The sequence below is a fragment of the Parabacteroides sp. AM17-47 genome (assembly GCF_003434625.1).
In the GTDB taxonomy this organism is placed as follows: domain Bacteria; phylum Bacteroidota; class Bacteroidia; order Bacteroidales; family Tannerellaceae; genus Parabacteroides; species Parabacteroides distasonis.
Window position 1 is genome coordinate 83,690 of sequence record NZ_QTLI01000004.1, and the last position, 12,750, is coordinate 96,439.

Sequence of the window (12,750 nt, forward strand, 5' to 3'; positions counted from 1 at the left end):
TGTGATGAGACAGATTGGTATCTTGCTTTTGTGTTGTATTTCCCTTTTATCGAGTGGGGCGCAAACAGTCCCGAACCTTTATCGTGAGGTGGATCAGGAAAAGATGAATCATTGGGTTGATTCCGTGTTTGACGCTATGAGTTATGATGAACGGATCGGGCAGTTATTTATGGTTATAGCGAATCCTAAATCCGATAACCGGAATATGCAACGGCTCATGCGTTACGTGAACGAGATCAAGATCGGGGGTATCTTGTTCCATAAAGGGGATCCGGTGACGCAGGCGGAGGTGACCAATCGTTTGCAAAAGGCTTCCCGGATTCCGATGTTGGTCTCTTTGGATGGGGAGTGGGGACTTTCCATGCGATTAAGCGGAACCACCCGTTTCCCGAAAAATATGATGCTAGGCGCTATCGAGGACAATGCCTTGATCGAGGAATATGGAAAAGAGGTGGGACGGCAGTGCCGGGAAATGGGAATTCATATAAATTTCGCTCCGGATATGGACGTGAATAGCAATGTGGATAATCCCGTGATCGGCCTGCGTTCGTTTGGCGAGAATCCGGAGGCTGTGTCGGAGAAAGGTATTGCTTACGCAAGAGGATTGGAAAGTACGGGCATCTTGTCTGTCTCCAAACATTTCCCCGGACATGGAGATACTTCTGAGGACTCGCACGAGACATTACCCGTCGTGCGCCATAACCGGGCCCGCTTGGATAGCGTGGAACTTCTTCCTTTTAAACGTTATATATATGATGGGTTCGCCGGGATAATGACGGGACATCTTTATGTTCCGGCATTGGACAAAAGTCATAAGCCGGCTTCTTTCTCTAAGGCGGTAGTGACGGATCTATTACAGAAAGAACTCGGTTTTCAAGGTCTGTGCTTTACGGATGCTTTAGCGATGAAAGGGGCTTCCACAAAGAAAACGGATAATCCTTCGGTGAAGGCTTTGCTTGCGGGGAATGATATCTTGCTCGCTCCGGCCGCTCCAATCAATGATTTTACGGCCGTGAAAGAGGCTATCGAGGAAGGGGTATTGGATCTGGAAGCGATCGAGGCCAAGTGCTTGAAAATATTAAGGTACAAATATATCGCTGGATTGAATGCCTATAAGCCGGTCGAAACAAAAGGCTTATCGAAACGTTTGAACTCTCCGCATGCGGCATGGATGGCGGCGAAGTTGAATTCGGAGGCTATTACCGTTTTGAAGAATGAGGATACGATCTTACCTCTTAAACAGTTGAATAAGAAAAAGATCGCGGCGCTCTCGATTGGAGACGGGGTTGGTAATGAATTCCAGAAAATGCTGGGTGAATATGATTCGATCGCTTGCTTTAGCATTGGACGGCGTTCTACGGCTGCCCAAGTCCAGCAGGTTTATAATAAATTGCAAAAATACGACGTGATCATTTGTGGCGTACATACGATTCGCATTCCCGAGAGTTTAGCGTTGAGGCAGTTGGCCGCGAAGAAAGAGTTGGTCTATGCTTTCTTTACCTTACCATATGCTTGTAAGGAATATAAGAAGTCGATCGAGAAGGCGAAGGCGGTCGTGTTGGCTTACGAGGGCACTCCCTTAGCGCAGGAATATGCGGCCCAAGTGATATTCGGTGGTATTGCGGCGAAAGGGAAACTTCCGGTTTCGATTCCGGGATTGTATTATGCGGGTACTGGTATTTTTACGGAAAAGACTCGTTTGGGGTATCACCAGCCGGAAGAGGTGGGAGCGAATCCGGACCGTCTGGATGTAATTGAGTCGATCGTTAAAGAGGGATTGGATGAGAAGGCTTATCCTGGATGCCAAGTGCTGGTGGCGAAGGACGGCGTGATTATCTATAATAAATCGTTCGGTTATTTTGATTACGAAAGTAGGCAGCCGGTCACGGAGTCATCGGTCTATGACTTGGCCTCGGCGTCGAAGGCGGCGGGAACTTTATTGGCGGTCATGAAAGCGTATGATGAGAAGAAATTCACCTTGAACAATAAGATCTCCGATTTTATACCGGAGTTGAAGGAGTCTAATAAAAAGGATTTATCGATAAAAGAGTTACTGTACCATCAATCGGGAGTGACTCCAACTATTAATTTCTATCTGGATGCCATTGATAAGGATAGTTATAAAGGCAGTTTATATAGTTCGGTGAAGAACGCTACGCATCCGGTTCGTTTTGACGCTAAAACGTATGTCCGGAATGATTTTAAATATCTTCCGGATATAGTATCAGATACACGGAAACCCGGATTTACGACTGAGGTAGCCCGTAATTTCTATGTGAGTGATTCCTTTAAAGATACGATCCTTCAAGATATCAAGAAATCCCGTTTGGGTACGAGAGGTAGGTACGTATATAGTTGCGTGAATTTCATTATGCTGAAAATGATGGTGGAAAATCTGATGAAATCTCCGATGGACCAGTTTCTTCGGGATGATTTCTACAGCGGGTTAGGGGCTTGGCATACCACTTATAATCCGTTGAAGCGAATGGATACCTTGCAAATTGTACCTACGGAGCAAGATGGATTTGTCCGCCGTCAATTGCTTCGCGGATATGTGCATGATGAGGCGGCCGCTTTTCAAGGGGGTGTTTCTGGAAACGCCGGATTATTTTCGAACGCGAATGATCTGGCGAAGGTGCTCCAATTGATGCTAAACCAAGGGACTTATGGCGGCGAGCGCTATCTTTCTTTGGAAACCAGCCGTTTGTTTACACAAAGCAAGAGCCCGACTTGCCGTAGAGGGCTAGGATTTGATAAGCCGATGATTGGTAATCCGAAAGCCTCGCCTTGTGGGGCTTTGGCTCCCGCCTCGGTCTATGGACATACAGGATTTACGGGTACTTGTTTTTGGATAGATCCGGATAACCAGCTTATTTATATATTTTTGAGTAACCGGGTGAATCCTAGCCGGGCAAATAATAAACTGGGATCGCTTGATATACGTACTCGCATACAGGATGCGATCTATAAGGCGATTGATAGGAAAAGCCAAAAAGATTCGTAATTTTGTGACAGTTTTAACAGATAAGGTATTAATTAAAAAGCAGGTATATGTTATACGGACACGGTGATGATTTTTATAACGCAAAGAACGAGGTAAAGATAAACTTTAGCTCGAATGTGTGGCACGGAGCTAATTTAGATAAACTGAAGGAACATTTGATCGAGCATTTTGATAAGCTGACTCGTTATCCGGAGCCGGATGCCGCTACCTTGAAAAGATTGTTGGCCCGCCGGTATGAGATCAAGGAGGAGAATATCGTAGTGACGAATGGTTCGATCACCGCTTTTTATTTGTTAGCGCAAGCTTGGCGAGGCGCGAAATCCATGATCGCTATTCCTTCTTTCTCTGAATATGAGGACGCTTGCCGTTTGCATGAGCATGAGATCTCTTTCTTCCCGACATCGGACGATTTATCGGAGTTATCCTTGGAGGGACAGGATTTCTGTTGGATTTGTAACCCGAATAACCCGGATGGAAAGCTGATCCACCGCACGGAGCTTCTCCGTTTGATCTCGGCGAATCCGCAGACTACCTTCATTATAGATCAGGCATACGTGGCTTTTACGACGGAAGACATGCTAAAGCCGAGTGACGTGAAAACGCATAAGAACTTAATCCTTGTCCAGTCTATCTCGAAGGCTTATAATATCCCCGGCTTGCGTATCGGTTATCTGGTTGCTTCTCCGGAGATCGCGGAGAAAGTGAACATGTATATCATACCTTGGTCGGTAAATGCTATCGCTATCGAGGCAAGTAAATATATCTTGATCCATCCGGCGCAATTTACGTTGCCGATCCGTAAATGGCAGCGTGAGACCGCGGATTTTATTTATCAATTAAGTAAATTGGATGGCTTGGAGGTAATCCCGACCTCTACGACTTTCTTCCTTGTCCGTTTGAAGAAGGGTACAGCCGCTGATTTAAAGCAATTCCTTTTAGATAATTACGGAATCTTGATCCGTGACGCTTCGAATTTCCGGGGCTTGGATGAGACTTATCTACGGCTCTCCACCCAGAAGGCTGATGAAAACCAGATCTTGCTTGAAGGGGTGAAGGTTTGGTTGGAGCAACAATAAATGAAAAAGGGCTATTTATCGAATAGCCCTTTTTCATTTCCTTTTAAATCTAAGTAGCGTGTATTATTCTACTCGTTTGTTGATTACGATATGACCAAAATAGCCAAGGAGAACCAATCCCAGACCTGTAAGTAGAATACTATTTGTCATACCACCGGTAAAAAACGGTACAGCCAAAACTGCCGCACCAATAATGAGTACGATCACTCCTAGATTTTTAATTAACTCATTCATGGTTATAGATATTTTATAATTATTTTCTTTTCTACCGCAAATAAAGCAATAATAACCCGATCGTGAAAATATTTTCGGAGAAAAATAATGAAACGATTGAAATTAGCTTCTATATTTGTGTTATAATATAGTTACGTATGGGAAGAATACTTTACATAGTTTATTTGTGGCTGTTTTTTGTACCTGTATTTCTGGTACTGACTATACTTACGGCTGTGACGGTTATCATCGGTTGTCTATTGGGGGGAGAGAAAATCTTCGCTTATTATCCGGGTATGATCTGGTCTCGATTGACTTGCTATCTGGCGCTTTGTCCGGTGACGGTAAAAGGGCGTGAGCATATAGACCGGAAACAATCGTATGTTTTCGTAGCAAATCATCAAGGTGCGTTTGATATTTTCTTGATATATGGTTTCTTAGGCGTTCCCATTAAGTGGGTGATGAAGGCGGGTATCGCTAAAATTCCATTTGTCGGGACCGCTTGCCGTGCCGCCGGTTTTATCTTTGTCGATAATTCTACGCCGAAGGCTGCCGCCCGTAGTGTTTTGGAGGCGGAGCGTTGTCTTCGGAACGGGGCTTCCGTGGTTGTTTTCCCGGAAGGTTCGCGTACGTATACTGGGAAAATGATTCGTTTCAAGAAAGGGGCTTACCAAATGGCTCTGGATCAGCATTTGCCTATTATTCCGATCACCTTAAACGGGCCGTTTGATGTTTTGCCGATCGGGTCGTTGAATGTCCATCGTCATCGGATGGAGATGGTGATCCATCCGGCGGTTTCTACCGAGAATATAGACACTTCCCACAAAGGAATGCAAGCGTTCGCTGATCAGACTCAAGAAATCATAGCATCTGCCTTGTGGGAAGAATATAAATAATTTAGGTTATTATTTCCAGCTTTTCAAGATGCCACGTTTCGCTACTTTCAGGCTGAATCCGAAGTTATCGCCGAACATGGAACCGGCATCAGCTGCCAAAGACCCTGTAAATTCCCATCCCGATAAACGGGGATGTTGATAAGAGATATCTAAAAGTCCGGAAGCTCCTCTTTTCTTGCTAAGGAAAGGGGTGGCATGTCTACCCCAACTATTCATCACGGTGACTAATACCCGATAAGATACTTGTGAGGAGATAGCGCCTTCCGCACCGAAATGCCAGTCACGAACACGGTTGTTCTTGAATCCTAATGAACCGGCCTCGTTATACTCTGGGCTTGTGATCAGAGGAGAACCTATCGCCCGGTTAAAATAAGAGGCTCCGGTAGTGTATTCTCCGTTGTTATAATAATCATCACCACCGCCACCTACGCCGGGATGTAGGTCGTGATCAAAATCGATGAAGTGGAACTGTCCGCTTTGGTCTCTTGTAACCAGATACTCCACGACCACCTTACGCAACCACGGGAATTTTGGTAAATCCAATTGTCCTCCCCATAATCCGTCGGTATTGTTTACGAATATCATACCGGATTTATCCTCGAAGAAATGTTGGTAATAGGCGGATACTTGCCAGTTAGGTTGTGTAAAAGCCAATTTGAAATCGTAAGAGCCATAATGATTACCCAGTACGTTGATTTGATCGGAGACTGTTGCGTCGCCACCACCTTCGCTGCCGCAAATAACCCGGATCAGGTCCTTGATGGATTGAGGTTGCTTTCCGATCTTAGGATTGGTTGAGGTTCCTCCCCATTGTGCCCAATGCTGTACTCCGATTACACCGGATAACGGGAAGTCATTGCGTGTATCCTTAATCTGTACGAATAATGATTTATGATGCCATAAAACGTTATCTACATAAGTCTGCTTATTGTTTGTGAAGTTAGCCAGATAATCCTTGTCGAAAGAACGACCGACGGCAAAGTCTCCTTTGACTTGCATCCAGCCTTTCGTTAAAGGAACGACGGTAAATTCAGGAATACTGATGTTCACTTCCGGAATCGGGCGGGCATTGGCGGATTGCACGATATCGCCCGAGCTAAGCCAACGATCCCAAAGAGAATTATAGCGTTCCTTGCTTCCTACACTCAATAGCAAGCATTTGTAACCTAACTCGGCATATATTTGTTGGATAAAGAAATTGCGATGACGAGGAACTGCGGCCACTACGTCTAATCCGGCTCCCCAGCGAAAACCTTTGCCAAAAGTTTGATTATGGAATACTCCCGCATTCAAATATCCGTTATTCGCTTCCAAAGGAACAATTCCGTATCGATTGCTAACCATCCAGAAAGGGGTATTATCGCCACTAGCTACCGATCCGAATATCTCGGCCTTATAGGTAGTCGCTTCCGGAGTTGTCTCTTTTTCTTGAGCGAAACTAGCCGTTGCCATCCCCAGACAGGTCAGACCTATAAAAATTGATCGCACTGATTTCATGTATATATAAATGTTTTGTCTGGGCGCAAAGGTAAGGATTTATATGTTTGGTGCAACCATTATTGTTTCTTTAACCACTCGAATATAGTTTGATAGGCATCGTTCCGATAGGGCTTTTGAGATAGGATCAGATCGTGGATGCCGTTTGGTATGGTATCTCTCGTGACTTTGTCTCCTAGTTTCTCCCCGTATTTTTGAATGTCTTGAACATCCAAGACGATGTCGGAGGTCATGTATTCCTCATGCCATGTCTCTGTTTCCGGAAAAGATTTGTTGGAAGACATCACTAGTATCGGACAATCCAGTTTTAACCCTTTTTGTACCGCCTGTTGTGCTTCTTGTATGGCTTTGATCCATCCGGCTTTTTTCGGATGCCCGAATATCATTTTCCAGTTCGTGTCAAACTCCCATTCTCCTTTATATTGTTTAAGCAAGCTATAAGCGTAATTCGGGTCACCCAGTCCTTGTACGGTAAGATTCGGGAATAGCCTCCCGACAAACGCAACGGTTGGCAGTACGACTTTCTCCATAAACCATCCGAAATTCCAATCTAGAAAAGGGCTGTTCAAGATAAGCCCGTCTATCGGTAACTCCCCTTTCTTGCTATTCAAATAATAAGGTGTGATCAACCCGCCCGTAGAATGCGCCATTAATAATATCCGTTCATTACCTTCGGACCGGATGGTGGCTAAAGCGGTATCGATATCAGCGAAATACTCTTTTAGGCTCTTGCAAAAGAACGGGTTTTGATTGGGTAATATCGAACGTCCGTATTTCCGCAAGTCCATCGCATAAAAATTATATCCGTGAGCGTTTACGCTATCCCCTAATTGTTTCTGGAAAAAATAGTCATTATAGCCATGGATATACAGCACGGCCTGTTTTACGCTATCCAGTTGAGGTTTCTTGACCAGTGTGCAAACTACCTTCCCTTCATAATCATCCGGCATCTGGAAGGTACGGCGTAAATAGCCATCTCCCAATACATCGGGTACGTATTGGGCATATACCTCGCATAAAATGAAACAGAGGAATATAATAAGATTTATTTTTCGAGACATAAATATATTGTTTCTATTTTATAACTGTATTTGCAAAGATAGGGTTTATCAATCAATGGTAATTAACCAAGATCATAAAATAAAAAATGACAGATAAGCATGAAAAACGATAGGATAAACGTGAATATTGCAACTTATACGTAAAAAGCCCTATTTGTGGGTACTCTATGATTTTTTATCTTAACAATAAATATTTTACTTTGTTGGAAAATGGAAGCGTGTATGGAACCGGAAATAACAGTAATAATCATAGATGATGACCTTGGATCGATCCAGAAATTGCAAAACGATCTATTGGCCTTCTCGGAGGTCAGGATATTGGATACAGCGACAACGGCGGAATTGGGCAAGAGGCATATCCTTAAGTATCAACCGGATTTGGTGTTTTTGGATGTGGAACTTCCGGACATGTCTGGCTTTGATTTGCTGGATGATATACGGGATGATATTCTTCCGAACTTGAGAGTCGTTTTCTATACGGTATACGATAAATATATATTGGATGCCTTACGTGCCTCTGCGTTTGATTATTTGTTAAAACCTTATTTAATTGATGAGTTAGCGGCACTCATCGAACGTTTTCATACGACAGAACCTGCGGATGTTGCCTGCATGGAGAGATCTTTGCGGAAAATATTGAATCGGGATAGTCGATTTGCGATCCAAACCGTTTCGGGTCTTTTGCTAGTCCGTTGTGAGGAGATATTCCTGTTTCAGTTCTTGGGAGACCAGCGTTGCTGGCAGATTGTCTTGACTTCCCGTACTACTCATAAACTAAAAATGAGCACGACAGCGAAAGATTTGTTGTCTATCAATAATGCGTTTGTTCAAATAAGCCAAGATTGCATTGTGAACTTGACTTATTTGATGTTCATCGAGAATAAGACCTTACGATGCGAGTTCTATCCCCCCTTCCAAGAGGAGGAGAGGATCGCCTCGCATCGCTATTTTAAACAACTGAGAGAACGGTTGGATATTATTTGATGATTACTCTTCTTTTCTCCCTAATTTTATCTGTTTTGCAGGGTGTAATAGGCTTCTGAAGTGAATAACTAACGGCTTGTCGAGTGAATAACTAACGGCTATACCTAGCCGCTAGTTAACGGCTTGGGAAGTGAATAACTAATCACTTGAGAAGCCTTTTGCAAGCGATTAAGTATGTTGTCTAAATAATTCATTTTCACCGCATAAGGAATTTACATTTCAAGTCGTAAATTATTTACTTCAGTAACGGATAGTGCCTACTAAGATTTGCTTATTTTCTGACATTTACATACAAGAGAGTCAATATATTCTAGCCATCCAATCCGCAAAAAAGTAGTCATATACCCTATAAAAGCCATCTTCCTGTGTTATCAAATCATTTTTCAACAGAGGTTTGACCGCAGATTGTACAGAACTGGCTGAGGGTAGCTTGTATTTTTTGATAAATGCTGATGACGTGAGACCTTCTGCTCTGCCCTCTTTGGCGATAGCTTGTAAAACAAGTTTTTGTTTGGGAGCAAGATTGGCAAGTAGATCCTTGTAACTACTTTCTTGTGTTAGAATCACATTCTTGCGGGCTATTTCTATCTTATCCATACTACAACGCTCACCCTCTTCGGTCAATGCGAAAAGTTCGTTCATTATCATTTGCACAAACCAAGTATAGCCATCGAACATCCGATAAACTTCTTCTATTACGGATTTGTCAATAAGCTTTCCCCTTTGCTCAAAAAGCCGGTTGGCGAACTCCACATAGATATGAATGGGTATTGGCTCAAGTCCTATACTAATAGCGCTTTGATAAAAAGGCTTGGAAGAGGAATTAAACATATTACTCATCAAATGGCGTTTACTGCCGGAGAAGATAAACATAGTCTGCTTGCATTGTTGAATCTTGGTTCGCAACAACGCTTCTACATTTTTCTCCTCATAGCCGCCAATTTGTTGGAACTCATCGATCGCCACGATACATGGTTTATCTGCGGTCTCTAGATAAGCGAAGATCTCATCAAGCGTTGTTTGTGGTGCTTGAATGTCTCCTAGCCCAATATCAAAACTAGGTTCTCCGGTTACCATATCCAGTTTAAAACCCGCACGCAATGAGGTTATGATTTGAAAGAACCGTTCCGTCCAAACCGTTTTCTTTGGCTTCAATTCGTCATAGATGGCTTTTCCTAATAGATATACGAACTCTGTTAATGAAGTAGTGGCATAAATATCCACAAAGAACGCATGATAATTTTTTTCTATCGATTCTTGATGAAAAAGATGTTGGATCAATCCGGTCTTACCCAAACGGCGTGGAGAAATCAATGCGACATTACGTCCGTTCTCAATCTGTTTAATCAAGAAGCTTGTCTCTCCCTCCCGGTCACAAAAATATTTGTCTGATACATATCTACCCACGACAAAAGGATTCATCATTGCGATTGTCTCCATAATATAAATACATTTTATTGCAAATATAATAATTATATCCATAATAAAGAAAGGAAACGGTATGTTTCACTTGCACGTGTGGGAGTCCGTGGCAAATAATTTGATATATAGTGATTTAATTCGATTATTTATATATCTTCGCATTGTAGAAACCGCCGTTTCGGAAACAGCGGTTTCGGAACTGTGTATTATTGCCATGCGTAAAGATTAATCTTTAGTATCGAAGAAATGGAAAAACAATCATTTATCGCTATAGTAAAGCGTTATTATCCTTGGATCTGCAGTATGGAGAAGGCTGCTTTTCGTATACATGATGATGTGAATCAGAAATATGATCATGTGTTGCCTTATGGATTTCATCTGAAAATGACGGCATCATATGTCTCTCGCTACGGATATCTGGTAGCTGAGACCGAGGCGGATATATTGATTTTGTATGCCTCTGCTTATCTGCATGATACGATAGAAGATGCACGGATGACCTATAATGATGTCGTGAAATTCCTGAAAGAGTTCAAGGGGGGAGACTTAGTCTTGCCGGAAGGCGTGATACAGCACATGGAAGACCAAGTTCCGGAAATCGTATACGCCTTAACGAATGAAAAAGGACGAAACCGGGGAGAACGGGCGAATGACCTGTATTATCAAGGAATACGGCAGACTAAATTCGCTTCTTTTATAAAAATGTGTGATCGGCTGGCGAATATCCAATATACGATGATGTTTGTTTTTGCGAACCGGATGTTGGATGTTTACCGTAAAGAGTATCCGGAATTTATCCGATCGATCAGTGAAGGTGCGGTTACACAGGTGCCGGATGCCATGAAGGAGGAAGCGGAACGTCTGTTAAATAGCGAATCGTATATTATATAGTCTTCTCGAATGTCTTTTTTTCAGAAATCCATACGGAGCGATGAAGATCTGCTCACCTCATTGAGGCAGGGGAGCGAGGATGCGTTTACTGTTATTTATGAGCGGTATCATAAATTATTGTATGTGTTGGCCTATAAATATTTGAAAAGTACATATTCTTCGGAAGATGCCGTACAGCAAGTTTTTCTGAAATTGTGGGAGGCACGTTCCCTACTGATGGTGAACGTGAATTTAAGGAACTATCTCTATACAATGCTAAAGAATCACGTATTAAATGAGATCCGGAATAATAATAGCGCCGTAGAGAAAAATTATGAGATCGTACAATCAGCGCCGGAATATGAGGATGAACTGCTTATAAAGATAGAGGAACAAGATATGATGTCTCATTTTTACCAAGCGATCGATCACTTGCCGGAGCAGAAACGCCAAGTCTGTCTGTATAAGCTGAAAGGGAATCTATCTAATCAAGAAATCGCCGATAAGATGAATATCTCGGTCCCCACGGTAAAAACACATTATGCGCAAGCGATAAAAATACTGCGGGCACATTTCGAGAGACTATTTTTATTTCTTTTATATTTGTGGAACTCATCCTATTGATGGCTTTGCGTGTCAATTGATAAAAGGAAATGCATATGAAAATACCCGATCTATCGATCATAGAGAAAACGCTAAATAATGAGGCTACTTCCGAGGAGTCTTGTGAGGTTGTTCGTTGGTTTAAGACCCCGGAAGGACAGGCATGGCTTGCTGAGCGTATCGATCAGGATGAGAAAACGATTCATATGGGGGAGGAAGAGGCATGGATCGACCATCCGATACCCTCAGCCGTAATGTATCAGAATATTATGCGGCAACTCCGCCGACAAAAAATACGCCGTTTTATAGCGTATGCGGCTGCGGTCTTTATACCGATTGCTTTAATTATAGGACTTTTCATACGCATAAACTCACAAGTGGATTTGTTGGCGGATGGTGGGTATGACGAGGTGTACGTACCTAATGGGGAACGCATGCAGCTGCTTTTTCAAGATGGAAGTAAGGTCCATTTGAATTCGGGAAGCCGTATTCGTTATCCGAAAAAATTCGGTCTCTCCGAACGTAAGGTTTATTTGGAAGGAGAGGCTTGGTTCGAGGTCGCCAAGAACAAGAATCGGCCTTTTATCGTGGATCTTTCTTATATGGATATAAAAGTGTTGGGTACTACCTTTGATGTGAAAGCCTATCCGGAGGAAGAAGCTATATTCGTCGCTTTAGAGACAGGATCTATCGAGTTGAAATCAAGATCCTTCAAATCTTATCAATTACGCCCGGGAGAAAAAGCGGTTTATAACAAGGCTTCCGGACGTTGTGAGGTACTCCGTTCCCACGATGTCAAGATGTATTCGGCATGGAGACGTAATGTGCTCGTATTTAAGAGCGCCCCTTTATCGGACGTAATGAAAACATTGGCTCGAACTTATGATATATCCTTTGACGTGAAGGATTCTGCCGCTTTACGATATACGTATACGATAACGACGGATAGCGTCAATTTAACCACGGTACTAAAAGAGTTAGAGAAAATCACGCCTGTACTATTCGAGGAAAAAGGGGGTAAGATAGAAGTCCGGATGAAAAAATAAAAAAATTAGCTATAACGACTCATCCTTTTTGATTTGTCGTGTGTCTATTTGATAGGAGAGCAGGAAACAGAGTGTTAA

At 42.8% G+C, this 12,750-nt stretch carries 11 protein-coding genes; 7 read left to right on the forward strand and 4 right to left on the reverse strand.

Annotated elements, in window-relative coordinates:
• Window positions 1-4: 4 nt before the first annotated feature.
• Together DW205_RS04125 and DW205_RS04130 are read left to right on the forward strand one after the other, a co-directional pair.
• Window positions 5-3,004 carry a glycoside hydrolase family 3 N-terminal domain-containing protein gene (locus tag DW205_RS04125; RefSeq protein WP_005867161.1) on the forward strand — a complete coding sequence of 1,000 codons (3,000 nt, stop codon included), beginning with the start codon at window positions 5-7 and terminating at the stop codon, window positions 3,002-3,004.
• Between the two features lie 47 nt (window positions 3,005-3,051).
• Window positions 3,052-4,080 carry a histidinol-phosphate transaminase gene (locus tag DW205_RS04130; protein ID WP_005867163.1) on the forward strand — a complete coding sequence of 343 codons (1,029 nt, stop codon included), beginning with the start codon at window positions 3,052-3,054 and terminating at the stop codon, window positions 4,078-4,080.
• Between the two features lie 63 nt (window positions 4,081-4,143).
• On the opposite strand, the gene DW205_RS22235 is transcribed toward DW205_RS04130, so the two are convergent.
• Window positions 4,144-4,314, reverse strand: coding sequence for a hypothetical protein (locus DW205_RS22235; protein ID WP_005854067.1), 171 nt, complete (start codon window positions 4,312-4,314; stop codon window positions 4,144-4,146).
• A 137-nt stretch (window positions 4,315-4,451) separates the two neighbouring features.
• Between DW205_RS22235 and DW205_RS04135 the strand changes: the two genes are divergently transcribed.
• Window positions 4,452-5,189 carry a 1-acyl-sn-glycerol-3-phosphate acyltransferase gene (locus DW205_RS04135; RefSeq protein ID WP_005867165.1) on the forward strand — a complete coding sequence of 246 codons (738 nt, stop codon included), beginning with the start codon at window positions 4,452-4,454 and terminating at the stop codon, window positions 5,187-5,189.
• A 9-nt stretch (window positions 5,190-5,198) separates the two neighbouring features.
• Here the strand turns inward: DW205_RS04135 and DW205_RS04140 are convergent, their stop codons facing one another.
• On the reverse strand, window positions 5,199-6,686 hold the full coding sequence (locus tag DW205_RS04140; RefSeq protein ID WP_005867167.1) for a capsule assembly Wzi family protein: 1,488 nt from the start codon (window positions 6,684-6,686) through the stop codon (window positions 5,199-5,201).
• A gap of 59 nt (window positions 6,687-6,745) precedes the next feature.
• Window positions 6,746-7,747, reverse strand: coding sequence for an alpha/beta hydrolase (locus DW205_RS04145; protein ID WP_005867169.1), 1,002 nt, complete (start codon window positions 7,745-7,747; stop codon window positions 6,746-6,748).
• Window positions 7,748-7,969: 222 nt separating this feature from the next.
• Here DW205_RS04145 and DW205_RS04150 point away from each other — a divergent pair, with 222 nt between their 5' ends.
• Window positions 7,970-8,731 (forward strand): LytTR family DNA-binding domain-containing protein, encoded by a 762-nt coding sequence (locus tag DW205_RS04150; protein WP_005867171.1) that lies wholly within the window; start codon window positions 7,970-7,972, stop codon window positions 8,729-8,731.
• 300 nt (window positions 8,732-9,031) lie between these two features.
• Here DW205_RS04150 and DW205_RS04155 read toward each other — a convergent pair whose 3' ends face one another.
• The gene (locus DW205_RS04155) at window positions 9,032-10,171 is read right to left on the reverse strand and encodes an ATP-binding protein (protein ID WP_005867173.1); all 1,140 of its coding nucleotides are present in this window, start codon (window positions 10,169-10,171) and stop codon (window positions 9,032-9,034) included.
• A gap of 228 nt (window positions 10,172-10,399) precedes the next feature.
• Here DW205_RS04155 and DW205_RS04160 point away from each other — a divergent pair, with 228 nt between their 5' ends.
• Genes DW205_RS04160 through DW205_RS04170 form a run of 3 tightly spaced genes read left to right on the forward strand, consistent with a single transcriptional unit; the run spans window position 10,400 to window position 12,672 of the window.
• Window positions 10,400-11,044, forward strand: coding sequence for an HD domain-containing protein (locus tag DW205_RS04160; protein WP_005867177.1), 645 nt, complete (start codon window positions 10,400-10,402; stop codon window positions 11,042-11,044).
• 9 nt (window positions 11,045-11,053) lie between these two features.
• The gene (locus tag DW205_RS04165; RefSeq protein ID WP_005854082.1) at window positions 11,054-11,647 is read left to right on the forward strand and encodes an RNA polymerase sigma factor; all 594 of its coding nucleotides are present in this window, start codon (window positions 11,054-11,056) and stop codon (window positions 11,645-11,647) included.
• Between the two features lie 35 nt (window positions 11,648-11,682).
• On the forward strand, window positions 11,683-12,672 hold the full coding sequence (locus DW205_RS04170) for a FecR family protein (RefSeq protein WP_005867179.1): 990 nt from the start codon (window positions 11,683-11,685) through the stop codon (window positions 12,670-12,672).
• Window positions 12,673-12,750: the final 78 nt, after the last annotated feature.